Genomic DNA, 24,835 nt, shown 5'->3' with positions numbered 1-24,835 from the left:
TTCCTCCTACTTACGGAATGTTTCAATGAACTCTTTTATTAAAGGATCTTTTGCTTTATATTCTTCATCGAACTTTTCCATATATGACTTAAACAGAGACTCGTCCATATCATAAAGCACCATTCCTCTATCAGTTAACGTTTTTACGTACTCCTCTTCTAATGAAGAACGTTTCATCGTCGCATATTCAGACGCGGCAGCCATCGCTTCACGAATTATTTTTTGATCTTCTTCAGGCATTGCATCAAAATTCTTCCCATTCGCTATCATAACGGATGGCCAAACCATATGATTGGTCATTGCTGCATACCCCGTTACTTCATTGAAATTAGATGTGACTGCTGCATCTAAATCCATTTCCATCCCGTCAATTACCCCTGTCTGAGCAGCTTGGTACACGTCTGGTAATGAAATAGATTCAGGGTTAGCTCCTAAATAGCGGTACCAATCTTGCAATGCTGGACTCGGAGTCACGCGTAACGTCAAACCTTTCATACCTTCCGGCGTTTCAATTTTTTCACGGAACATCATTGTTCGGTTTCCCGAAAAGAAAATATCTAGAGCCCTTAATCCTTGATCATCGAGTGTAGCTAAAATTTCTTTTGACACATCAGAGCCTTTTGCTTCAAAAGCAGCTTCATAGGAATCAAATAAAAATGGAGCAAACCAAGCACTAAATGCATCTGATCTTGATGTTAAAAAAGCAGTTGTGATAAACCCAAAATCTAAAGAACCCGTTTCAAGTTGTTGCACCATATCAGGTTCTCCGCCCAATTGTCCTCCTGGATATAGATCCATTTTCATCCGACCATCTGATCGTGTTTCTAATTCTTCAGCAAATTTTTTCGCTGCTTCATTCCAAATATGATCAGGTGGTGCTATATGAGCAAGCTTAAAATTATAAGTTTTTCCTTCTGCCTCTTTTTGTTCACCAGAATCCCCACTAGCATTACTTTCGTCGCACGCACCTAAAACAAGAATTATAGCCATCAAAAAAGTGAAAATATAAAAGCTATTTCTTTTCATCATTCAACAACCCCACTTTTTAATTTTTTTAGTACTAATTAAAGACTTTTAATCAATCCCTGTTTTAATAAAGACATAAAATCATTAGCAAGAATTCCTAAATTCACTACACTTTACCTCAACAATTAACTAAATATAATAAAAATTCAGTTAATTTAATTTATAACTTCACCTCCAATATCACTACGAAAATGAATAAATTACTCTCAAAATTCATATGTTCCTACTTCTATCGAAACATACGTATTATCCCTATTTAGGAAAATATACTATTCCGATTATAGGAGAACATAACTGTAATAGCCCCCTGATAATTTCAAACTATGAAACTTTAATAATTTATTAGAATACATCATTCATTAGTAATGCCAATTGTTACATCTTTTCTTTCACAACTTAAACCTCAATATATCCTAATTCCTGAGAGATCGATTGAGCAGTATTTATAACGCTTTGGATTATCATGTTGCGGTGACTCCCTTGCATATAGGAAGCTGGTCCAACTAAATTAACCGCTGCAATAGTTTTACCAGAATACGATAGAATAGGTGCAGCAATTGCATAAGTTGCAGTCGAATTTTCATTATTACTTATCGAATAGCCTAATTTACGTACCATCTCTAATTCCTTTTTTAAAGTATCGATATCAGTAATCGTATTTGGTGCTTGTTTTGATAATCCTCTGCTAATTGTTTCATTTAGATAAGAAGAATTAAAGGATAATAATACTTTCCCTGTACTAGTAGCATAAGCTGGTTTTCTTGAACCGATATAAGTGTGGATTGGAGATGCTTCTTGCGAGGATACTTTTAATACAAAAACAACTTCACCTTTGTCGAACATAGCAATATGAGCTGTACCTATAAATCGATGAATTAGATCTTTCACTAGTGGAATTGCCCTGTCATAAATATCTTGCTGAAACATAACATTATTATTCCACTCGAGTAATTTCCATCCAAGACGATATTTTCTTTTTTGATCCCTCATTAAGACTCCCTCATTGCAAAGTGTACTGAGTAAGTGGTGTGTAGAACTAGGATTCATTCCGAGCTTATTAGCAATCTCTGCATTTCCTAACACTGGCTCTTCACTAGAAAAACAACTAATTATTTGACATGCCTTTTTTACAGATTCTATCACGTCAGATTTCCCCCTTATCTATCGTTGCATTCTCATACAGCTTTACATATCAATATTACCTGGAAACCATTTTCAAAATACCTTTAGAACTCCCCTTTGAAACCGCTTTCACGACACACAAAAAAACTTAGAAATATTCTTGCTTTCTATCAAAAAAAATTTGCAATAATATTTCTAAGAACATTGAATAACACTACTGTTTCATTTATCTTTCAATTAATTAATTGAAAAATCAATTAATTATAGAGGTAGATTCTCCTAATATACTTTAGAGCATAGTTATAGACAAGTAGAAAATTTCATAATATGAAACTCGCCTAGTATCTATTACACTTTAAATCGCCAATCAAAGGTCAAAGTATATGCTATTTAATCTTTCGAAAGCTAATCAGATCGATAGTGATTTTCCAACTAATCCAGAGAAAAATATTCAGCTCCCACAGTACAAACAAAAAAGCCGAAAGTTTTCCTAATTAGGTTATTAGGAAAGCTCCGGCTTTTTATATTTTCATTAGTAAATAGAAGTATTGTCTTTAGTTATGTTCTCTAGGATTTCTTTCACTCGTGCTAAGAAACGACCAGCAACTAGACCATCTAGTACACGGTGGTCTAATGAAAGACATAAGTTAACCATGTCACGAGCAGCAATCATACCACCATCCATAATAACTGGACGTTTCACAATCGATTCTACTTGAAGAATCGCTGCTTGTGGGTAGTTAATAATGCCCATAGACTGAACAGAACCGAATGATCCTGTGTTGTTTACTGTGAATGTTCCTCCTTGCATTTCGTCTGATTTTAATTTACCAGAGCGAACTTTTGCAGCAAGTTCATTTACTTCACGAGCAATGCCTTTAATCGTTTTTTCATCCGCATTTTTGATAACAGGAACAAAAAGTGCATCTTCTGTTGCTACAGCAATCGAAATATTGATGTCTTTTTTCTGTACGATTTTGTCGCCAGCCCACATAGAATTCATCATTGGGAATTCTTTTAATGCTTGTGAAACAGCTTTTACGAAAAATGCAAAATAGGTTAAGTTAAAACCTTCTTTTGATTTGAACTCTGTTTTTAATGAATCACGATATTGTACTAAATTCGTTACATCCACTTCAATCATTGTCCAAGCATGCGGTGCTTCGTGTTTACTACGCAGCATGTTCGCAGCGATTGCTTTACGTACACCTGTAACTGGAATTTCGATATCTCCAACTGCCACAGGGACATTAACTGGTGCTGTTTTTGGTGCAGCTGCCGGTTGTGTTTGTGGTGTTGCAGATACTTGTTCTGCTTTTGGTTCTTGTTCTACTTGTGAAGCTACTGGAATTTCTCCGCTCTCAATAATCTTTAATAAATCTTTACGCGTAATTCGTCCTTCATTGCCAGTACCATTAACTAAAGTAGGATCAATCCCATGTTCTTGTGAAAGTTTTAATACCGCAGGTGAATAGCGAGCTTTTGCGCCTTTTTCACGATTAACTGGAGCAGCGTGCTTTTGCACTTCGGCCGGTTTTACAGTTTCAGCTGTTGGCTGTTCTGGAGCGGCTTCTACTACTTCTTCTGTAGCTCCACCTTCTGTTTCAATCGTACAAACGACTTCCCCAACTGCAAGAGTATCTCCTTCGTTTGCAATCAGTTCTTTAATAATTCCTGTAAAAGAAGAAGGCACTTCAGCTGTAACCTTGTCTGTGTTTACTTCCGCTAGAGCGTCGTATTTATTAACATGATCGCCTGGTTTTACTAACCATTTTTCAATTGTACCTTCTGTAACACTTTCTCCAAGTTGAGGCATTTTGATTTGTTCTAGTGCCATTCGAGTTCCTCCTTAATGAGATCAAATTCGCCTTGGCGTATTTACTTCCGCTTCTCTTCTTTCAGCTCCGCAGAAGTTATTGCTTCCGCTTCTCTTCGCTCAGCTCCGCAGAAGTTATTGCTTCCGCTTCTCTTCGCTCAGCTCCGCAGAAGTTATTGCTTCCGCTTCTCTTCGCTCAGCTCCGCAGAAGTTATTGCTCCTGTGCAAAGCTCGTCGCAGAAAACAGTGGGTCAAGATTTTGAATCGTGCACCTGCATGATTCAAAATCTGTGACATCCGACGGAGGCATTGGGCCAACAGGATGTTGGTCACTCAGGCGTTGCTGCAGGACGCGGCGATTTTAGCCAGAGTTCAGCGACATTCAGCGAAGTCTTTTTTTTTTGCTGAATGAAGTTAATATGCTGCTAGCTCTCGCATCGCTTTTTCGACTTTATCTGGATTAATCATAAAGAATTTTTCCATCGTTGGAGCATATGGCATAGCAGGAACATCTGGCCCAGCAAGACGCATAATAGGTGCATCTAGATCAAATAAGCAGTTTTCTGCAATTATTGCAGCTACTTCACCAATGATACTACCTTCTTTATTATCTTCTGTTACAAGCAGAACTTTTCCTGTTTTAGAAGCTGCTTCAATGATACCTTCTTTATCTAATGGATAGATTGTACGTAAATCTAGAACATGCGCAGAAATCCCATCTTTTTCTAAACGTTCTGCTGCTTGAAGTGCAAAATGAACAGCAAGACCATACGTAATTACTGTAATATCTTCGCCTTCACGTTTTACATCTGCTTTTCCGATTTCGATTGTATAATCTTCTTCCGGAACTTCACCTTTAATGAGACGATATGCACGTTTATGCTCAAAGAACATAACTGGATCCTCGTCACGAATCGCTGCTTTTAATAATCCCTTAGCATCGTAAGGTGTTGAAGGAATGACAATTTTTAATCCAGGTTGGTTTGCAAAAACTGCTTCGACCGATTGAGAATGATAAAGTGCACCATGAATACCACCACCGAAAGGAGCACGAATAACAATCGGACAAGTCCAGTCATTGTTGGAACGGTAACGAATACGAGAAGCTTCCGAAATAATTTGGTTTACAGCAGGCATAATGAAATCAGCAAATTGCATTTCTGCTATAGGACGAAGACCATACATTGCAGCACCAATACCTACTCCTGCAATCGCAGATTCGGCCAATGGTGTGTCAAGGACACGGTATTCACCAAACTCATCATAAAGGCCATTTGTTGCTTTAAATACTCCACCTTTACGACCAACGTCTTCACCTAAGATGAAAACACGTTCATCACGAGTCATTTCTTCTTTCATTGCAAGTGTAATTGCATCGATATAAGACATTACTGCCATTATGCGTTCCCCCCATCTTTTTCCGCATAAACATGCTTCAATGCATCTTCTGGAGCAGCATATGGCGCAGATTCAGCATAGTCAGTCGCTTCGTTTACTTCCTTCATAATACGATCATTAATTTCTTTTTCCAGTTCGTCTGTTAAAACACCAGTCTCTTTTAAATACACTGCAAACGTAATAAGTGGATCTAAAGCTTTACCTTCTGCAATATCTTCTGCTGTACGGTACTGTCTATCATCATCATCTGAAGAGTGAGCTGTTAATCTGTATGTCACTGCTTCAATAAGACTCGGACCTTCTCCGTTACGAGCGCGATCTGCTGCTTCTTTTACTACTTTATAAACCTCAATCGGGTCCTTACCATCGACTCTAAAACCAGGCATACCGTAACTAGATGCACGATCTGCAACAGTTTTACTCGCTACCTGACGTTCAAATGGTACAGAAATTGCGTAATTATTGTTTTCAACCATTGTAATACATGGTAGTTGATGAACTCCTGCAAAGTTAAGTCCTTCGTGGAAATCACCTTGGTTAGAAGAACCTTCTCCTAGTGTTACAAATGTAATGAAATCTTTTTTCTCAATTTTAGCTGCTAATGCAACTCCAACTGCATGTGGTAATTGAGTAGTAACAGGTGAAGACCCTGTAAGGATTCTATTTTTCTTTTGTCCAAAATGTCCTGGCATTTGACGTCCGCCGGAGTTTGGATCTTCTGCTTTTGCAAATGCTGATAACATTAAATCTCTTGCTGTCATTCCGAAATGTAAAACAACACCCATATCACGGTAATATGGTGCAATATAGTCTTTTGAATTATCCAGTGCGAATGCAGCTCCAACCTGTGCAGCTTCTTGCCCTTGACATGAAATAACAAAAGGAATTTTCCCTGCACGATTTAGTAGCCACATACGTTCATCAATACGACGTGCCATAAGCATCGTCTCGAACATTTTTAACACATCTTCATTCGTTAAACCTAATTCTGCGTGACGATTTGTTGTCATTTAGAACTCCTCCTTTTTACATATGAATAGCTTTACCATCTACAGCTAATGCCGCTTCTCCCATTACTTCACTAAGTGTCGGATGCGGGTGAATTGTATGAGCAATTTCCCATGGAGTGGCATCTAATACCATTGCTAAACCTGCTTCTGAAATCATATCCGTCACATGCGGACCAATCATATGGACACCTAAAATATCATTTGTCACCTTATCCGCAACAATTTTAACAAATCCATCTGATTCTCCATAAACAAGTGCTTTCCCTATCGCTTTAAATGAGAATTTACCAACTTTGACATCAAATCCTTGCTCTTTAGCTTGTTGTTCAGTAATACCAACGCTCGAAGCTTCAGGATTAGAATAAATACAACGAGAAACAAGTTTATAGTCTATTGGAGTAATTTCGTTACCAGCAATATGCTCAATTGCTGTAATTCCTTCATGACTAGCAACATGGGCTAGTTGAAGCCCTCCAATTACATCACCAATAGCATATATATGAGATTCTTTTGATTGGAATGTTTCAGACACTTGGATAAATCCTTTTTCTACAACGATATCGGTATTTTCGATTCCAATACCTTCTACATTTGCTTGACGTCCTACAGATACAAGCATTTTTGCTGCTGTAAAAGTTTTCGTTTCTCCATTCATTTCTGCAGAAATTGTTACTTGGTTGTCGCCTGCTTCCAATGTTTCAGGGAGAACCTTTGCACTTGTTGCAAATGTTACTCCTTTTTTAGAAAGTAATTTTTGCATTTCTTTTGATATATCATGATCTTCAGTAGGTATAATGCGATCAGCATATTCAATAACAGTCACTTCTACTCCGAAGTCATTTAACATAGAAGCCCATTCTATCCCAATTACACCGCCACCTACTATTAGAATAGATTTTGGTAATTCTGTCATTGCTAAAGCTTCGTCTGAACTCATGACAAATGTACCGTCAATTGTTAATCCAGGTAAAGTGCGAGGTCTAGATCCTGTTGCAATAACTACATTTTTTGGAATAAGCATTTCGTTTTCATCGCCATTATTCATTTCTACTGAAATCGTTCCACCTGGTGAAGGAGAAAAAATAGATGGTCCTAACATTCTTCCTGTTCCTTCGAAAACATCGATTTTTCCTTTTTTCATCAATCCTTGAACGCCTTGATGTAATTGATTAACAATCGACTCTTTTCTTGCTTGCACTCTACTAAAATCAAGTGTAACTTCTTTTGCATTTACACCAAAATCGGCAGCATGATTTTTTGTAGTAGCATACACTTCCGCACTACGTAGTAATGCTTTACTTGGGATACACCCTTTGTGTAAGCAAGTACCTCCAAGTTTTCCTTTTTCCACAATTGCAGTTTTCAAACCCAATTGCGCAGAACGTATAGCAGCTACATAGCCGCCAGTTCCGCCACCTAAAATTACTACATCATATTCTTTAGCCAAAACTTTTCCTCCTAAATCTCCGGGTTTGCATTGAATACAGATGAAGAAGGCCGCTTTTACAAGTCGGCCTCAGACTGTTGACAAACGCTTTCATTCTTCGTTACTTGCACTTCGTTGTAAGCTCATGAACTTTTAGTTCTACTTGCTTCCGCCTCGTACAGGCGTGCCTTGACTGACAAGCGTTTTCAAGACAGTCTGAAGACACCTTCGAATTCTAAATTTGTCTACAACCCGAGGCCACTTTACAAGTCGGCCTATAAATTCGTTTATTGAATTAGTTTAATCTTCATCTATTGAGTATTAACGTCCTGAGATAATATGTTTGCCGTTTTGTAAAAATTGGCTACGAGATTTGCCAACACGAGCAATACGCTCCTCAGCTAAACGGTCTGCTGCTACATATGTTGGTATTCCGTCACGTTTTGAAATCTCAAAAATTCGTTCAATTTTATCGTAAATACCAGCAACGCGCTTCATTGCACGATCATGGTTGTAACCATATAATTCGTCCGCTACGTTAATAACTCCACCAGAGTTAATTACATAATCAGGTGCATATGCAATTCCCATTTCATGAATTAAATCACCATGTTTAGTATCTTTTAATTGGTTATTTGCAGAACCTGCAATCACTTTTGCTTTTAACTGTGGAATTGTATTGTCATTAATAATGGCACCTAATGCACATGGTGCGAAAATATCAGCATCTTGTGAGTAAATTTCATCTACACTTACTTGAACTGCTCCGAATGCATTAACTGCACGATCAACAGAAGCTTGGTTAATATCTGCAACAATCAGTTTTGCACCTTCTTTATGTAAAAATTCACATAATGTGTATGCAACGTTTCCTACACCTTGTACCGCAACTGTTTTCCCTTCAAGTGAATCGGAACCAAATGCTTCCTTTGCAGCAGCTTTCATGCCTACGTATACTCCATAAGCAGTAACTGGTGATGGATTACCTGAAGAACCGAATGCTTCTGAAATACCAGTTACATAATTTGTTTCTTCATGAATTAAGTCCATGTCTTCTACAGTTGTACCTACATCCTCTGCTGTTATGTAACGGCCATTTAACCCTTGAATGAAACGACCAAATGCACGGAACATCTCCTCGTTTTTATCTTTTAAAGGATCACCGATAATAACCGTTTTACCACCACCTAAGTTAAGACCAGCAGCTGCATTTTTATAAGTCATCCCTTTTGCTAAACGTAGAGCATCTTCAATTGCTTCTTCTTCTGTTGCATAATTCCACATGCGTGTACCACCTAATGCTGGTCCTAATGTTGTGTCATGAATTGCAATAATTGCTTTTAACCCCGATGTTTTATCTTGGCAAAATACTAATTGTTCGTAATCGTAAGTCTCCATATATTTGAAAATTTCCATGTGTAGTTCCTCCTAGTAGTTAAGTTATTATTTATTTTTCGAAAATTTTTATTTTCGTAAAATACATCCCCAATGTTTTATTTCACTTTAATCTAGATTATATTTTTCTAATTTATAATAGAGTGTTCGTAGTGAAATATTTAGCTTTTTAGCTGTTTGTGATTTGTTTCCTGAACATACTCGGAGAGCGTTCAGTAAAACTTTTTTCTCCATTTCATCCATTTGCTCTGCTAGTGTACCTATTTGCACATCTTCTGATTCATCACCGGAAATAGATAGTATCGATTTTGGTAAATGATGTTCTTCAATCATCCTATCTTGTGCTTCTAGGAAAATCATCGTTCGACTGATGATATTCTCAAGTTCCCGTAAATTTCCTGGCCAATCATATAACAACAAACTTTCCATAGCTGTTTTTGAAAATCCTTCAATATTACGCCCGAATTCCTTGTTTAGCTTTACTAATAAATGATTTGCTATGAGTGAAATATCTTGTTTTCTTTCCCTCAACGCCGGAACATGAATAGGCATTCGGTTTAACTGAAAGTAGAAATCTTCTCGGAAGGTTCCTTCACGCATCAACTTTTCAAGATTGAAATAACTTGCAGCTATTATTCGGACGTCCACTGGTATAGAATTGGTGCCGCCTATTCTAACAAAAGCATTTTCTCTAAGTACTCTAAGCAACTTAGCCTGTGTTTTAATCGTTAACTCGCCTACTTCATCTAAGAAAATAGTGCCTTTGTTTACTTCATCGAATAGCCCAGAATAGCTTGTTCCATCCTTTTCATAGCCAAATAACTCTCGTTCTAAAAGATGTTCTTCTTGAGAACTACAATTAACACGAATGAAGTTATTGTCTTTCCTATTACTTGCGCTGTGAATGGCATGTGCAAACAATTCTTTCCCTGAACCAACCTCTCCCCTTAAAAGTACAGTTACAGGTACACTTGCAGCAAGTTTTGCTTGTTCAACAGCGAATTGAATTTGTTCTGATTTTCCAATTATATCTTCAAAAGAAAAATTAAACTCTAAATTTCGAATACGTGTACGAGCATGATCAAGTTCTTTCATCAACGAGCGCATTTCCGTCATATCGTGAATTACACCTACACTACCTTTAAGCCGATCATTGACTATAATTGGCGCAACATTGACGATAACATCTTTTCTTTGTTGTCCAACTCTTAAGTTTACACCTCTTATAGCTTTACGGGTTTGAAGTACTTTCAAGTGCATACTTTCACCTTCTGAAATATCTGCAGTTGCAGGCTTACCTATCACTTCTTCCTCACTTAGCCCAGTAATACGCGAATACGCTGGATTAATGAGGATACCTTTTCCTTCTTCGTCTACAACAGATATAGCATCTTCACTTGATTGGATGATTGCTTGAAGCATTGTTTGTATTTCAGTAAGATTCGTTATTTCTTCTGCAAGCCGGACAACTTCTGAAATATCTTTGAAAACCGCAAATGCCCCAATCTTTTTTCCTTCATCGTTGATCATCGGATATCTTGATGTGACTATTTTGGTACCGCTTTCAAGAATAAGTTCTTTGTTTGTTTCGGTACAACCTGTTTCAAATATTCTCGGAAGTTCACTTTGAGAAATTACTTCATATACATGTTTTCCAATCGCATCTTCTACTGCAACTTCTGTCATTTTTGATGCGCTTTTATTGAAGAAGTTCACGATACCTTTATCATTAATACCGACCATGCCTTCTTCAATGGAGTTAAAAATCAACTCTTGAATCATTTTTTTATTGTTTAATATTTGTATATATCTATTTTTTTCGTTTAGTAATGTAACAATTAAATTTGCGATTTCTCCAGGAATTAGTACTGCAGTAGCAGGACGATTCGATAGAAGTTCTTCAAAAACTTCCTTCTTTCCCGTTACTTCAATGATAATTTGAATGTTTTCATCTAAAACGGGTTTCCAATCACTATAAGTATGAATATGATTTTCTTTTGCATAAAGCATTCCAGGTGCATTTCCATCAATATCTACGATTCCTTTTACTTGAAGGTAATCAGTTTGTTCAAATAGCCTTAAAAGTGCATATCCACCTTTACCAGCACCAATGATTAGTATGTTTTGCAAAAATATTCACACCCCCGTATTCACTCTGCAAGTTATTGCACTTCTCATTTATCATATCGTAAGTTCCATGAGTTGACAATAATATTCTCACATGTAAAATTAAATTTAATAAGAAATGCGGAAGGCGCCTGCTTTTCGACAACATTTTTTCTTCAAAGGGTTTTTATATTAGTTTGAAAATGATGATTCGTAGGGACACCATTTGCCCACGAATAGACGGCGCCGGAGGTTAGACAGACACAGGAGTGAATTTTATGGCTAGATTAGCCGCTTTAATCGTATTATTAATCCCTGGTATACTCGCTGCTTTTGGTATTAAGCTCATGAGAGATACATTTTTTGGAATACATATACTACCTTTCGGAATGTTATGGCTTCAATTTGTATGTGGTATCCTTTTCACGGTTTTAGGCTTAGGCTTTTTTGCAGGATTTTTATTAAACAGAGATCGAAAAAACGGAAAAGTAGCACCACGATTTCAAAAGAAAAAGGAATCTTGACTGTTTTAAGTCAGATTCCTTTCAGACTGTTGACAAACGCTTTCATCCTTCGTTACTGGCACTCGTTGTAAGCTCATGAACTTAAAGTTCTATTCGCTTCCGCCTCGCGCTGGCGCGCCTCGACTGACAAGCGTTTTCAAGACAGTCTGAGGTAATACCTTCGAACTAATTATGTCTACAACTCGGAAGGAATCTTGACTAAGTTATGTCAGATTCCTTTTTTGTTTTTTCATTACTTTGTCTGGAAAATCAGTGATCCACCCAATGACAGATTCATGTGGATTTTCGATGTATGTTTCATTTCCTTTTAGATTGTAAAAACGCATCGGAAACCCCGCATTCCATATGGAATACATAAGATCCGAATTATAGTACTTTTTATTCAAATGAATTGCATCCAATTCTTTTATCGATAATACATAGTCCCACTCAGTATATTTTTTTCCGATAAAAGCAGTTTGTACATTCGTTTTCATAGCATGAATAGTTTGTAGAATACTAAACTCGAAAGAAGAAAAATGAACATCTCGTACATCTTTACTTTTTTCAACTACTTCTCTAATCTTTTCACCTTTACCTAAAAAAGATTCTTTTAACTCGATATTAAGTTTGATACCAGTGGGAATTGCAAATTTTAAAAATTCATCAAACGTTGATATTCTACATCCAAAAAACTTCCTATAGAACGTTTTCCCTAATTTCAATTGCATAATCTCATCGGCTCGCATATCTGTAATTCTTCTTTTATTACCCGCTAAGCGAAAGAAATCGATATCATGCGTTACAAATGCAACTCCATCGGCAGAAAGTTGTAGGTCTAATTCAATACCATCTGCTCCCAATGTGACCGCTTTTTTAAAAGCTGTCATTGTATTTTCAACAGTACCAGTAGAAACCCCTCTATGTGCATAAACAGGAATATTAGACATTTATCTCTCCATTTTCAAGCATAAACTTTCCTTTTTTTGAATGAGATAATGTTGTTGATTTACTTCCTATTTGAATAATTGTTCCAGCATTTGCTTCTTGCGAAATTTGAATAAAATAGTTTGCTGAATGACGAAGCATTTTCAAGGTTCTTTGTATTTCCGTATCCATTTCTTTCACTTCAATTTCCATACGATTATATTTTTGTTTCGTTTGCTCATATAGTGCAATCTGTTGGGATGACATATTATTTTTGAATTGGCTAAGCTGAGTAATATTTTCACTTGTTTTTGCCATTTCTTCTTGAATTTTTAGCATCGCTTTCGCTTTTTCTTTCGCATTTTCGGTCAAAATTTTTCGATCAATGCCTTGTACAATAAGTTCTGTCTTTCTTTCTAAGCTGTTACCGGAAAAAGCTGTAGTGATTGAGTTAATAGCAATTACTTTTCCACCAATAATCTTTCCTTTTCGTTCATCTAAAATAACTTCGTTTCCGAAAACGGTTGATCCTAATGCGTAAAATCCAATATGGATATTTTCTTTTGCCTCTAATGTGCACCCATTAGCATGCTTGATGTAAATATTATTACCGGCTTCTACTTTTGTAATATCTCGTCCAAAAATGCCGCCCTTAATAAATACATCCCCTTCCGTCGACTTAATAAGCTCTGCTGAATTAACACCATCGTTTGCTTCTACAGAAATATCTCCAGATGCGATAACAGAATATCCTGGCATTACTGTACCTTTTATTTGTATAGTGCCATCAAATTTTAGATTTCCTGTCTCTAATCCAACGTCCCCTTCAATGACAAGATGCTTTTGAACTGCAAGCAAACCGTTGACTTCACCTATTACTCCTTTTGTTTTCGAACGAAGAACAATTTTCCCATCTTCTTCTACTTCATACGCTGATTCTGTATCATATCTGAGCGGAATGTCGTCACCTTTACTTGCAGGTAGTGATTCTCCAAATATGTTTATGCCTTCAATCCCTTCCTTAGGAGGTATTTTTTCACCAAGCCATGACCCTTCATTGATCTCCACAATAAAATTCATGTCAAAATAATCTGCTTTACCATCTTCTTTAATTTCAGGTTTCTTTTCTGCTTGCTGTAAATACGTTACTATTGCATCTGCACCCCGTTGAGGTTGTAAACCATTAGCAACTATGTATGATTTCCCTGTTTTTACAGTTTCTAAATCTATTGACTCATGCCCGTATACAATATTATTTTCAATAAGTAATTTTTGTATATTGGATTGAATCTCGTGTATATGTTCTTGAATGTAACTCTCCGTTTCATAAATCGTAACAATAGCTTGCATTTTGTCACCACTAATATCTAATCCTACGCTTTCGATCCAACTACCAATTTCAATTGGTTCTTGTGATTTACTATCCAAAGCCTTTTTAAGAGCCATAAAGTTAGTAACTTTTAGTCGAGGTAATTTTCTTGTCATTTCATCAAACTGTTTTAGATTATATCCATCTGTCTTAATAGTAATGTAAGCCCTTCCATTCTCCACTGTTAAGGCTACTTCATTATTTTCTTCAATCACCATGAATTATCCACTTCCTTCCTTCTCTCTATTATACTCATTTTTCGAAAAATTGGTTTAAAGAAATTAAAAAGTATCTTCATTTTCATATATTATGCAAATGAAGATACTTTTTAATATTATCATTACTATGAAAATGATCATTTGTAAAAAACTTTTTGATTAATTTGTAATTCCATAGTTGAGGATTTCTTTATTTACTTTTGCCTTTAAATTCAGATTGGGATATTGCACATTTGCTCATATGCAGAAAAGAAATTCTCCACTTCATATTTATTTTTTTTCATTGTTTAAACATCTCCCATTTTTTTAAATTGCCTCCTTCTAGAAGGCTGTCTATCTTCTTCTTACCATTTCTTTCACCTCATTATTTTAATAAATGAAAAAACGACCTTCTCAAATTATGGAGTAGATCGTTTATTACATATTATTCAAATATAATTCTTATTCTAGAACACATTTTTGGTTATCGATGGATTGATCGATTATTCGTTAAGATTGATCGATTGTTCGTCGTGATTGATCGATTGTTCGTCGTGATTGATCAATTTTCCGGTGTGATTGATCGATTAACCAACAGTCATTTTAAAAACATAAAATTATAATAAGTGCTGTAATATTAATACTTAGCTAGCCATATTCTCCATACGAATTTTATCTGCGATCATCGCGATGAATTCACTATTTGTAGGTTTACTCTTCAAATGGTGGACAGTGTAACCAAACATTTTGGAGATGCTTTCGTAGTTTCCTCTATTCCATGCGACTTCAATTGCGTGTCGAATAGCTCTTTCTACACGAGAAGGTGTCGTTTGAAACTTTTTCGCAATTTCTGGATACAATACTTTTGTGATGGATCCAAGTAGTTCGATATCGGAATACACCATTTGAATAGCTTCTCTTAAGTAGGAATAGCCTTTAATATGTGCTGGCACCCCAATTTCTTTGATGACATTTGTTATGGTGTTGTCAATCATTCGCTTATTTTGTATTGCTTCTTTTTCAGGATTCGATTTCACTGGAGGTTCTTGGATACTTGATTTTCTACCAGCTACTTGTTTTATTTGGGTAACAAGTCTTTCAAATTCAAAAGGCTTAAGCATAAAGTAAGATGCACCTAATTCTGCAGCTTGTTTCATCACGTCTTCTTGACCAAAAGCAGTTAACATAATGACTTGAATATTATTTATTCGATCATTTTTTTGTATACTATCTAAAACAGCAATGCCATCAAGATGAGGCATAATAATGTCCAGTAGTAATACATCTGGTTCGATTGTTTCTAGCATTTCTAAACAAAGTTTTCCATTTAAAGCTGTTCCAATTACTTCTATTTCAGGGTGATTGTCAAAATAAGCATCCATTGTGCGAATTAAATCTTTATTATCGTCTACAATTGCAATTTTTATTTTTTCCATTGAGCTCATCCACCTTTTGTATTTTTTAACATAGATAGTATTCGCTATTATTAGACGGCATCCTTTATTTTTATAAAAAATAAGTCTTTTATAATACGTTTCTTTTAACGTTCGACAAATTAACAACTATTTCTATCTCCTTGTCGAATAATTCTTACTTATAATTTTAACAAATTACAGGAAAAAGACCACACCAAATTTTCGGTGTGGTCTCTATAGAAAATACTAAGGATTTTTTTTCATCATTTCTGTAATGGATAATGCTGCACCATTTTTCGGTTTATCTACGTACATATGAGTTACGACGCCTATTAATTTATTGTGTTGCATAATTGGACTTCCGCTCATCCCTTGAAGAATGCCACCTGTTTTTTCAATTAATGTTTCATCTGTTACTGTAAATTGAAATAAATGGCCTTCGACAGTCGTAATTTCAATTGCAAAGTCTTGTACTTTTTGGCCATCGATAGAAGTTCGCATAATTGCTTCACCAGTCATTATTGCTTCTTTGTCAGCAATTTCAACTTCTTTCATAGAAATATTGTCCATTGCATCTGCATCTATTTTGCCGAAAATGCCATACACGTTATTTTCGTTTACTCCCCCTATAGGAGAAGTATTATTATGATGGGAAGTAATTTTGTAACCAGGCTTACCTGGAATACTTTTCTTTATTTGTTCAATTGAAGACAGGTAAATAGATCCTTCCGAAAACTTTGGAGTTAATCCTGACGCATGGTCGACAATTTGATGACCTAGTGCACCAAATTCATTTGTTTCCAAATCAAAATACGTTAAAGTACCAATACCCTCTGTTGCATCTCTCAAAAATGGAAGAAGTTTCAACATTTGGTCAGAAGTGATTTCTTTTGTATACATTTTTTTATTTCGCTCATAATGAATAGTGATTTGCTCTTTATCTTTTATATGCGTTTTAACATCTTCCATTGTTGCGACTTTTTGTGAATTGATTTGATGAATGGAGTCACCTGTCCGCAGCCAATAATCGTCTGATAACAATACGTCATTATTTAAAAATACAGCTCCGTACTGTAGGTCAATTTGTATGGATTGACCTAATGGTACTACCGAGGAAGTTGTTTTTTGTGCAAATGAAGGACTTACTGCAAAGAATAAAGTAAAGAAAAGTATTGGAATTAGCGACCATATACGATAGCTTGGCTTCATGTTTCACCTCCTATACAATTACTATATCCTGCGATAAAGACTCTATGTGAGGTAAATAATTGATAATATGAAAAGCCGAAGACTCTGCCTTGGTGCGACAAGGAAATGCGGGATTTCGTAGGAGACATTTTTTTTCGAAAGATTGTCGAGAATTAATTGGGCTGTGAATCCTGGTAAAAAAGAAGACCCCAAAATTTAAGGTCTTCACAGTTTTCGTACTATTTTTTTTCGTTCTTTTGCTAATTTTAGCAGCTCTTTGGAATGCTTTAATGTTGTACTAGTAATTTCAGCACCTGACATCATACGACTTAACTCTTCTGCACGTTTATCATCAATTACTTCTTCTAAAACAGTAAAAGTTCGATTCCCAGTTACTTCTTTTTTAATCATTAGATGCTGATCAGCCATTGCGGCAACTTGAGGCAAGTGGGAAATACATAAAACTTGGGAGTTAGTTGCAATTCCAGCTATTTTCTCTGCGATTGCTTGTGCCACACGACCACTTACTCCAGTATCCACTTCATCAAAAATGATGGATGTAATTCCTTGGTGTTTGGAGAAAATGCTTTTTAATGCAAGCATCATTCGAGACAATTCCCCACCAGAAGCAATTTTCGTTAATGCTTTTAAAGGTTCCCCAACATTCGTTGAAATATAAAAGGACAAATCATCCATACCATTTTCATTATATGATGTATTCTGATGCTCATGAAACATCACAGAAAATGTTGCTTTTTCCATATAAAGTTCTTGTAATTGCTCCATTATTGCTTCACTTAATTGCTTTGATGCAATTTTACGTTTATCGGTTAAATCATTTGCTTCTAGTTCTAAATCTTTCTCTATTTGAGCAATTTTTTCTGCTGTTTTTTGAATTTGTTCGTCTCTATTCACAAGCTGCTCTAAATTCTTTGTAATTTGTTGTTTATAGGCGAGAATATCTTCTATAGATTGACCATACTTTCGTTTCAATGTTTGTATAACAGCTAAGCGGTCTTCCACATATTGGAGTTGATTTGTATCGTATTCCATCTCATCTAATTCATTCTTTAATTGGTGAGCAGCATCTTGTAAAATGTAAAATGCTGATGAAACCTGTTCACTTAGTTCCGACATATTTTTGTCAACATCTGAAATATCCTGCAATTCTACCATTGCAGTTCCAATATAATCTAGACCTTTAGATTCCCCTAGAATGGCTTCATATGCATTGCTCATTTTATCAAAAACCTTGTGAAAGTTTTGAAGCTTTCTTTTTTCTTCTTGTAGTTGTTCTTCTTCTCCAACTACTAAGTTAGCATCCTCTATTTCATCTACTTGAAACGTATACAAATCAATTTTATGTGCAATTTGTTGTTCATTTTCAGTTAATGTTGCTAATTCTTTTTTCCATTTTTTATATTTTGCAAAAAGCTCTTGATAAGCATCTTTTACAACTTTTAGTTTTTCTCCAGAAAATTGATCTAACAAATGAATATGTGCTTTTTCATCCATTAATTCTTGGCTTTCATGCTGTCCATGTATATCTATCAAAGAAGCACCTATTTCTCGCAATATACCAATTGTTACTAACTTTCCATTTACACGGCAAACACTTTTTCCAGAGTCGTTTATATCTCTTCTTAAAATGATAGATTCTTCCTCTATGTCAATACCTACGTCGGTCATCTTTTTGAAGACGCCGTGCTTAGGGTTAGAAATGATAAACAACCCTTCTAATTCTGCTTTTTTTGCACCATGTCGAATAAACTCTTGAGACCCTCTTCCACCACATAGCAAATGAACCGCATCAATTATGATTGATTTACCTGCGCCAGTCTCTCCAGTTAAAACTGTAAGCCCTTCTTCAAAGCTAACTGTTAATTCATCAATAATTGCAAAATTTTTGATTGATAATTCTTTTAACAACAGCTTTCACCTCTTTAACAAATTCGCCTTGGCATTTCTGCCCAGATTTTTCTACTACTAACTTCGTTCAGCACACCATTAGAAAAATCTGTGGCATCCGCCGGAAGCATTAACCTTACAGCAGTCCAACCAATCATTTGTGAGTAGGTTAGAGCATTTCTAGCAAACGATTTTTTACAGCTTCACAATCTAATTCCTCACGACAGATGATTAAACAAGTATCATCACCACAAATTGTACCTAGAATTTCAGTCCAATCTAAATAATCAATTAATGAACCGATAGAATGTGCATTACCTGGTAACGTTTTCATAACTAAAAAATGGCTAGCTCCGTCAATACTTACAAATGCATCTGTCAATGCTCGACGTAATTTTTGCGTTGGATTAAATCGTTGATCTGCAGGTAAGCTGTATTTATAATTACCATTTGGCAAAGGTACTTTTACTAAATGTAATTCTTTAATATCCCTCGATACAGTTGCTTGAGTGACGTTATAACCTGCATTTTTTAAAAAATCAACTAAATCATCCTGTGTCTCGATTTCATTATTAGCAATAATATCTCTAATTCTAATATGTCTTTGTCCCTTGTTCATACAAGTCACCTCATTGTATATTTATACTAGTTACTTTATACCATAGCATTTCATCGAAAATCTCACAAGAAAAAACGCGACTCTTTTTAGGAGTCGCGTTATTTTAATGTCGAGTGTGCTTCGTTGACAAGGCTAATAAAATCCATATCATGTGGAGTTACTGTTCCATCTTCTACACTCACTAAATGAAATAAGAATTCAATGTTTCCTTCTCCCCCAGTAATAGGTGAATAAGAAGCATTCTTTAACTGGAAACTTTGACTTTCCGCAAAGTTGGCTATTTCATTTAAAACATCCACATGAACATCTTTATCACGTACGACACCTTTTTTTCCGACACGCTCTTTCCCTGCTTCAAACTGCGGTTTGACAAGTGCAATAACATCACCATTTGGTACAATGATTGTTTTTAAAGTTGGGAAAATTAGTTTTAATGAAATAAAAGATACATCTATCGATGCAAACGAAGGCAATCCTTCGCCGAAATCAGCAGGCGTAGAATATCTAAAATTCGTTTTCTCCATCACTGTAACCCGTGAATCTTGGCGTATTTTCCAAGCTAATTGATTACTACCAACATCAAGTGCATAAGCATGCTTTACACCATTTTGTAATCCGCAATCTGTAAAACCACCTGTAGAAGAACCAATATCTAACATAATTTTATCTTGGATAGACAGGTTAAATTGGTCTAATGCTTTTTCAAGCTTTAGACCACCTCTACTCACATATTTCAATACTTGACCTTTCACTGACAAAATAGAATCAATTTCTATTTTCTCTCCAGGCTTGTCAATACGTTCTTCTTTTTTATATACAAGCCCGGCCATAATAGCGCGTTTAGCTTTTTCTCTTGTTTCAAATAATCCCTGTTCAACTAACAGGATATCTACTCGTTCTTTCGGTATTTTAGTCATGACTTAATATACCTGTTCGATGGAATAATGGAATTCTCCACTACTTTTACTATTTCTTCAGTCGTAACATTAATTTCATCTAATAATAGATTTACATCTCCATGTTCAATAAACATATCTGGAATACCAATACGTTTAACATTTGCTTGCAATCCATTTTCATTGAAGAATTCTAATACAGCACTACCAAATCCACCTTGCAAAATGCTTTCTTCGACTGTAATAATAGGAATATTACGCTGTTGTAAAGAGCGTAACATCTCTTCATCTAGTGGTTTAATGAAACGAGCATTTATTACCTCTACAGAAATATTCGATTGTTCAAGCAAATCTGCAGCCTTCATAGCCATTGGAATAGTTGTACCGAAAGTTATAATTGCTGCATTCTTACCTTCTTTTAGCACTTCCCAAGTACCAATTGGAATCGATTTCAATTCAGCATCCATTGGTACACCTAATCCGTTACCACGTGGGTATCGAAGTGCAATAGGACCATCGGAATAATCAAACGCTGTTTTGACCATATGTTGACCTTCATTTTCATCTTTAGGCATCATAATGACCATATTCGGTAAGTGACGTAAAAATGAAATATCGAACACACCTTGATGTGTTTCTCCGTCTGCTCCAACTAGTCCTGCACGATCAATTCCAATTACAACATTTAGATTTTGACGACAAATGTCATGTAATACTTGGTCATAAGCGCGTTGAAGAAATGTAGAATAAATCACTAGAAACGGTTTCATTCCATCTGCTGCAAGACCCGCGGCCATAGTTGTTGCATGTTGTTCGGCTATTCCAACGTCAAACATTCGATCCGGAAATTCAGAAGCAAAACCTTCTAGTTTGGAGCCTACAGGCATTGCAGGAGTAATTGCTACGATACGTTCATCTTCTCTCGCTATTCTTCTTGCAGTTTCTGCAATTAAGCCACTCCAAGATGGTGCTTTCGAAGAAGATTTCACAAAATCTCCAGTCTCCATTTTATATGGCCCTGTACCATGCCAAGTTCCGATTTTATCTTCTTCAGCTGGAGTATATCCTCTTCCTTTTTTCGTGATGACATGAAGAAGGACCGGACCTTTCATTTTTTTCGCATATTGTAGATTTTCTTCTAAAGCTTCAAAATTATGCCCATCTATTGGACCTAAATACGTAAAACCTAATTCTTCAAAAAAGACTCCTGAAACAAGCAAATACTTTAAGCTATCCTTCACTCGCTCAGCTGTACTCGCAAGCTTTCCACCTACAGCAGGAATTTTTTTCAATAAGTACTCTAAATCATCTTTTGCTTTATTGTATTTGCCGTGTGTACGTAATTTTCCTAATACATTATGAAGTGCTCCAACGTTTGGTGCAATTGACATTTCGTTATCATTTAAAATAACAATCATGTCCGTTTTTTCATGACCAATATGATTCAATGCTTCTAATGCCATACCACCTGTAAGTGCACCATCACCGATTATTGGAATAACATAGTTTGATTTCTTTTGAATATCTCTTGCTTTTGCCATTCCCATAGCAGCAGATAAAGACGTAGAGCTATGTCCAGCTTCCCAGACGTCATGCTCACTCTCAATTCTTTTTGGGAAACCACATAATCCTTTGAACTGACGCAAAGTATCAAATTGATCTGCTCTACCAGTTAAAATTTTATGCACATAAGCTTGATGTCCAACGTCCCATAGGAATTTATCAGCAGGACTATTAAATGCACGATGAAGTGCAATTGTTAGTTCTACTACTCCTAGATTTGGGCCGATATGTCCCCCTGTAACAGATAATTTTTCTATTAAAAACGATCGAATATCTTCACTTAATTCCTTTAATTGTTCATTATCTAAACTTTTTAAAAAGGATGGGCTAGAAATTGACGTTAAATCCATTGCCATCACACACCTTCTTTTAGATTTCCTTAGTAATTCACTAGTTAATATCATAACAATAAACTGTCTTAAAACAAAATTATTCGCTATTATTTCGTTCTTTTCGTAATATAATTTGCTATTTCTACTAAAAGACCTTCGTGTAAATTAACTACCTTTAATGCTTCAATTGCAAGATCATACTGTTTTTGAAGCTGCTCTTTCGCTCCTTCTAACGTTAAAATAGAAGGGTATGTATTTTTTTCGCTTAATACATCTTTTCCAGCAGTTTTTCCTAATTGCTCGGAAGTTCCTTCAATATCCAAAATATCATCTTGTATTTGAAAAGCTAATCCTATATGAAATGCATACTTTTGTAAAGCATTCATCACATCTTCAGATGCTTTCGCAATAATTCCTCCAGCTAAAATGCTATATGAAAGAAGTGCGCCAGTTTTATTCACATGAACTTCTTCCAACTGTTCTAATGTTAAAGATTTACCTTCGCCTAATATATCTAATACTTGTCCACCGACCATTCCTTCGGCTCCCGCTGCATAACTAAGCTTGTCGATTAGTAATATTTTTTGATCTGCTGTAAGATTTTCTAATCGAGCAATGATGCCTAAAGCTAGCGTAACTAATGCATCGCCTGCTAGAATTGCAAGCGCTTCACCAAAAACTACATGATTGGTTGGTTTCCCTCTACGAAGATCATCATCATCCATACTTGGAAGATCATCATGAATAAGTGAGTACGTATGAATCATTTCAATTGTACTTGCAACAGAGATAGCATCTTCATTTTTAACTTGAAGTTCTTCTAAAACTGCTAATGTATATAGTGGTCTAATTCTTTTACCACCTGCTAGTAGAGAATAGGCCATCGCTTCCTTTAACTGAACAGGAGCTTTAATTTCTTTAATAATTACATCCATTTGCTGTTCAATGCTTGGTTGATTGGTTTGGATAAATGATGTTAGTAAATTACTCATTTGTATTACCAGCTTCTTCTGTATTTTCACCCATGAAAGAGACGAGTTGCTTTTCTGCATTTTGTAACTTTTCACTGCAGAGCTTGGAGAGCTCCATTCCTTTTTGGTAAAGTTCAATTGCATTCTCGAGTGGTACATCGCCTTGTTCCAATTGGCGAACGATGTTTTCCAAATGTTGCATTGCCTCATCAAATGGAATTTCTTTTTTAGCCATTAAAATTAGTCCCCTTTCTCTTTTACTACTGTTTGTTGAACCGTAGCTTCGATACGACCATCCGGGAGTGTAACATATATGGTATCGCCTTTTTGTACATTTTCCACAGTTTTAACTAGCTTGCCCTCTTTATACGTAATACTATATCCTCGGTCCATTATTTTTAATGGGTTTAATGCTTCTAAAGTTCGAATAGAACCGATGAAATGTTGGCGATGTTTTTCAAAAGTAGATAATGCAACATGGTTCAATTGTTTAGTTATCGTTTGTAGCGATTTATCGTGCTGATCAATTAATTTTTTCGGTGAAAGCTGAAAAATTCTATTTTGTATTTGTGAGAAATTACGTTCTTTTTCCCGGTATATTCGATTTGTTTCTCGTTGAAGCTGCTGCTCCGCACGTATATACCTTTCGATAAAGGGACGATATAGCTTTTCAGGTGTTGAAAGAACAGGCGATTCAATTGCTCGTTTATGTCTATTTTTCTCATCTACTAGCTTTTTTGATACAAAGTTCAAACACGCAGATTGATACGCTAAAATATTTTTCAAGAGATTTTCTTTACTAGGAACAGCCATTTCTGCTGCTGCAGTTGGTGTTGGGGCACGTAGATCGGCTACAAAATCAGCAATAGTTGTATCCGTCTCATGACCGACAGCACTTATAATAGGTATATGACTATTAGCAATTGCTCGAGCTACTTGTTCTTCATTAAATGCCCATAAATCTTCAATAGATCCTCCACCACGACCTACTATGAGTACATCAATCGTACCTAAGCGATTTGCTTGTTCAATCGATTTTGTAATTGATGGTGCGGCTTGCGGTCCTTGTACAATGCTTGGGAACACAACTACTTCACTAATAGGATATCTACGTTCTAATGTAGTTAATACATCTCGAATTGCGGCACCAGTTTTAGATGTGATTACACCAATTTTTTTAGGAAAAGTCGGTATACTTTTTTTCCTACTTGGATGAAACAGTCCTTCTTGCTCTAATTTCTTTTTTAATTGTTCAAATGCTAAGAAGAGTTCCCCAATACCATCAGGTTGGATGCTTGAAGCGTATAGTTGGTATTGCCCAGACGCTTCAAACACGTTAATGTCTCCTCGAACAAGTACATTCATACCACTTTCTGGGGTAAACTTGAGCGTTCGAGCATTCATCGCAAACATGACGGAAGTCAGTCGTGCAGCGTCGTCTTTCAAAGTAAAATAAATGTGTCCACTAGAATGGACTTTTACGTTTGAAAGTTCGCCTTTCACGTACACATCACGTAGATGAGTATCCGCATCGAATTTTCTTTTTATGTATTTAGTTAGTGCTTTGACAGTTAAGTATGTATGTGATGTCACGAAAACAACTCCTCAGACTGTTGACAATGTAAAAGCTGTTTCTCCATAGAAAAAC

General features: G+C 35.9%; 20 protein-coding genes. 1 reads left to right on the top strand and 19 read right to left on the bottom strand.

Features of this window, described 5'->3' with window-relative positions:
- Window positions 1–6 precede the first annotated feature (6 nt).
- The 8 genes from FG384_RS11755 to FG384_RS11720 all read right to left on the bottom strand — a co-directional run bounded on the left by FG384_RS11755 (window position 7) and on the right by FG384_RS11720 (window position 11,323).
- Window positions 7–1,029: a TRAP transporter substrate-binding protein gene (locus tag FG384_RS11755; RefSeq protein ID WP_142642793.1), complete on the bottom strand. Its 1,023-nt coding sequence runs from the start codon at window positions 1,027–1,029 to the stop codon at window positions 7–9.
- 393 nt (window positions 1,030–1,422) lie between these two features.
- The gene (locus FG384_RS11750; RefSeq protein ID WP_142642792.1) at window positions 1,423–2,169 is read right to left on the bottom strand and encodes an IclR family transcriptional regulator; all 747 of its coding nucleotides are present in this window, start codon (window positions 2,167–2,169) and stop codon (window positions 1,423–1,425) included.
- Window positions 2,170–2,680: 511 nt separating this feature from the next.
- Window positions 2,681–3,985, bottom strand: coding sequence for a dihydrolipoamide acetyltransferase family protein (locus FG384_RS11745; RefSeq protein ID WP_142642791.1), 1,305 nt, complete (start codon window positions 3,983–3,985; stop codon window positions 2,681–2,683).
- Window positions 3,986–4,378: 393 nt separating this feature from the next.
- Window positions 4,379–5,362, bottom strand: a complete 984-nt coding sequence (locus FG384_RS11740) for an alpha-ketoacid dehydrogenase subunit beta (RefSeq protein ID WP_142642790.1) — start codon at window positions 5,360–5,362, stop codon at window positions 4,379–4,381.
- Window positions 5,362–6,372 (bottom strand): thiamine pyrophosphate-dependent dehydrogenase E1 component subunit alpha, encoded by a 1,011-nt coding sequence (locus FG384_RS11735; RefSeq protein ID WP_142642789.1) that lies wholly within the window; start codon window positions 6,370–6,372, stop codon window positions 5,362–5,364. The genes FG384_RS11740 and FG384_RS11735 overlap by 1 nt, the downstream gene beginning before the upstream one ends.
- 16 nt (window positions 6,373–6,388) lie before the next feature.
- Window positions 6,389–7,819, bottom strand: a complete 1,431-nt coding sequence (gene lpdA / locus FG384_RS11730) for a dihydrolipoyl dehydrogenase (RefSeq protein WP_142642788.1) — start codon at window positions 7,817–7,819, stop codon at window positions 6,389–6,391.
- A 300-nt stretch (window positions 7,820–8,119) separates the two neighbouring features.
- Window positions 8,120–9,214 (bottom strand): branched-chain amino acid dehydrogenase, encoded by a 1,095-nt coding sequence (gene bcd, locus FG384_RS11725; protein WP_142642787.1) that lies wholly within the window; start codon window positions 9,212–9,214, stop codon window positions 8,120–8,122.
- Between the two features lie 87 nt (window positions 9,215–9,301).
- A complete protein-coding gene (locus tag FG384_RS11720) occupies window positions 9,302–11,323 on the bottom strand; it encodes a sigma 54-interacting transcriptional regulator (protein WP_142642786.1) in 2,022 nt (673 codons plus the stop codon).
- A 254-nt stretch (window positions 11,324–11,577) separates the two neighbouring features.
- Here FG384_RS11720 and FG384_RS11715 point away from each other — a divergent pair, with 254 nt between their 5' ends.
- Window positions 11,578–11,823 (top strand): DUF2627 domain-containing protein, encoded by a 246-nt coding sequence (locus tag FG384_RS11715; protein WP_142642785.1) that lies wholly within the window; start codon window positions 11,578–11,580, stop codon window positions 11,821–11,823.
- 203 nt (window positions 11,824–12,026) lie between these two features.
- Here FG384_RS11715 and FG384_RS11710 read toward each other — a convergent pair whose 3' ends face one another.
- From FG384_RS11710 to xseA, 11 genes are all read right to left on the bottom strand, one after another.
- On the bottom strand, window positions 12,027–12,752 hold the full coding sequence (locus FG384_RS11710; protein WP_142642784.1) for a glycerophosphodiester phosphodiesterase: 726 nt from the start codon (window positions 12,750–12,752) through the stop codon (window positions 12,027–12,029).
- Window positions 12,745–14,316 carry a DUF342 domain-containing protein gene (locus tag FG384_RS11705; RefSeq protein WP_142642783.1) on the bottom strand — a complete coding sequence of 524 codons (1,572 nt, stop codon included), beginning with the start codon at window positions 14,314–14,316 and terminating at the stop codon, window positions 12,745–12,747. The genes FG384_RS11710 and FG384_RS11705 overlap by 8 nt, the downstream gene beginning before the upstream one ends.
- A gap of 623 nt (window positions 14,317–14,939) precedes the next feature.
- Window positions 14,940–15,731, bottom strand: a complete 792-nt coding sequence (spo0A, locus tag FG384_RS11700; protein WP_142642782.1) for a sporulation transcription factor Spo0A — start codon at window positions 15,729–15,731, stop codon at window positions 14,940–14,942.
- 225 nt (window positions 15,732–15,956) lie between these two features.
- The gene (locus FG384_RS11695; protein WP_142642781.1) at window positions 15,957–16,919 is read right to left on the bottom strand and encodes a SpoIVB peptidase S55 domain-containing protein; all 963 of its coding nucleotides are present in this window, start codon (window positions 16,917–16,919) and stop codon (window positions 15,957–15,959) included.
- Window positions 16,920–17,123: 204 nt separating this feature from the next.
- The gene (recN, locus tag FG384_RS11690) at window positions 17,124–18,827 is read right to left on the bottom strand and encodes a DNA repair protein RecN (RefSeq protein ID WP_142642780.1); all 1,704 of its coding nucleotides are present in this window, start codon (window positions 18,825–18,827) and stop codon (window positions 17,124–17,126) included.
- A 148-nt stretch (window positions 18,828–18,975) separates the two neighbouring features.
- Window positions 18,976–19,425, bottom strand: coding sequence for a transcriptional regulator AhrC/ArgR (gene ahrC / locus FG384_RS11685; protein WP_142642779.1), 450 nt, complete (start codon window positions 19,423–19,425; stop codon window positions 18,976–18,978).
- Window positions 19,426–19,523: 98 nt separating this feature from the next.
- Window positions 19,524–20,342 carry a TlyA family RNA methyltransferase gene (locus FG384_RS11680; RefSeq protein WP_142642778.1) on the bottom strand — a complete coding sequence of 273 codons (819 nt, stop codon included), beginning with the start codon at window positions 20,340–20,342 and terminating at the stop codon, window positions 19,524–19,526.
- Entirely contained in the window at window positions 20,339–22,234 is a 1,896-nt protein-coding gene (gene dxs / locus FG384_RS11675) for a 1-deoxy-D-xylulose-5-phosphate synthase (RefSeq protein ID WP_142642777.1), read from the bottom strand. Before dxs ends, FG384_RS11680 begins: the two co-directional genes overlap by 4 nt.
- Window positions 22,235–22,323: 89 nt before the next feature.
- Window positions 22,324–23,208, bottom strand: coding sequence for a polyprenyl synthetase family protein (locus FG384_RS11670; RefSeq protein WP_142642776.1), 885 nt, complete (start codon window positions 23,206–23,208; stop codon window positions 22,324–22,326).
- The gene (gene xseB, locus FG384_RS11665; protein WP_142642775.1) at window positions 23,201–23,422 is read right to left on the bottom strand and encodes an exodeoxyribonuclease VII small subunit; all 222 of its coding nucleotides are present in this window, start codon (window positions 23,420–23,422) and stop codon (window positions 23,201–23,203) included. The genes FG384_RS11670 and xseB overlap by 8 nt, the downstream gene beginning before the upstream one ends.
- Before the next feature lie 5 nt (window positions 23,423–23,427).
- A complete protein-coding gene (gene xseA / locus FG384_RS11660) occupies window positions 23,428–24,780 on the bottom strand; it encodes an exodeoxyribonuclease VII large subunit (RefSeq protein WP_142642774.1) in 1,353 nt (450 codons plus the stop codon).
- Window positions 24,781–24,835 lie beyond the last annotated feature (55 nt).

It is taken from the genome of Psychrobacillus vulpis, assembly GCF_006861825.1.
In the GTDB taxonomy this organism is placed as follows: domain Bacteria; phylum Bacillota; class Bacilli; order Bacillales_A; family Planococcaceae; genus Psychrobacillus; species Psychrobacillus vulpis.
The sequence above is the reverse complement of the archived record's forward strand: the minus strand, read 5'-3'. Positions and strand labels throughout refer to the sequence as shown.

Bases quoted from the DNA above. Each gene is read 5' to 3' on its own strand.
- ahrC (WP_142642779.1), bottom strand. From the start codon at position 19,425: ATGAACAAGGGACAAAGACATATTAGAATTAGAGATATTATTGCTAAT.
- FG384_RS11680 (WP_142642778.1), bottom strand. From the start codon at position 20,342: ATGACTAAAATACCGAAAGAACGAGTAGATATCCTGTTAGTTGAACAG.
- FG384_RS11705 (WP_142642783.1), bottom strand. From the start codon at position 14,316: ATGGTGATTGAAGAAAATAATGAAGTAGCCTTAACAGTGGAGAATGGA.
- xseB (WP_142642775.1), bottom strand. From the start codon at position 23,422: ATGGCTAAAAAAGAAATTCCATTTGATGAGGCAATGCAACATTTGGAA.
- dxs (WP_142642777.1), bottom strand. From the start codon at position 22,234: ATGGATTTAACGTCAATTTCTAGCCCATCCTTTTTAAAAAGTTTAGAT.
- FG384_RS11740 (WP_142642790.1), bottom strand. From the start codon at position 5,362: ATGGCAGTAATGTCTTATATCGATGCAATTACACTTGCAATGAAAGAA.
- bcd (WP_142642787.1), bottom strand. From the start codon at position 9,214: ATGGAAATTTTCAAATATATGGAGACTTACGATTACGAACAATTAGTA.
- FG384_RS11755 (WP_142642793.1), bottom strand. From the start codon at position 1,029: ATGATGAAAAGAAATAGCTTTTATATTTTCACTTTTTTGATGGCTATA.
- FG384_RS11735 (WP_142642789.1), bottom strand. From the start codon at position 6,372: ATGACAACAAATCGTCACGCAGAATTAGGTTTAACGAATGAAGATGTG.
- spo0A (WP_142642782.1), bottom strand. From the start codon at position 15,731: ATGGAAAAAATAAAAATTGCAATTGTAGACGATAATAAAGATTTAATT.
- FG384_RS11715 (WP_142642785.1), top strand. From the start codon at position 11,578: ATGGCTAGATTAGCCGCTTTAATCGTATTATTAATCCCTGGTATACTC.
- FG384_RS11745 (WP_142642791.1), bottom strand. From the start codon at position 3,985: ATGGCACTAGAACAAATCAAAATGCCTCAACTTGGAGAAAGTGTTACA.
- FG384_RS11710 (WP_142642784.1), bottom strand. From the start codon at position 12,752: ATGTCTAATATTCCTGTTTATGCACATAGAGGGGTTTCTACTGGTACT.
- FG384_RS11670 (WP_142642776.1), bottom strand. From the start codon at position 23,208: ATGAGTAATTTACTAACATCATTTATCCAAACCAATCAACCAAGCATT.
- FG384_RS11695 (WP_142642781.1), bottom strand. From the start codon at position 16,919: ATGAAGCCAAGCTATCGTATATGGTCGCTAATTCCAATACTTTTCTTT.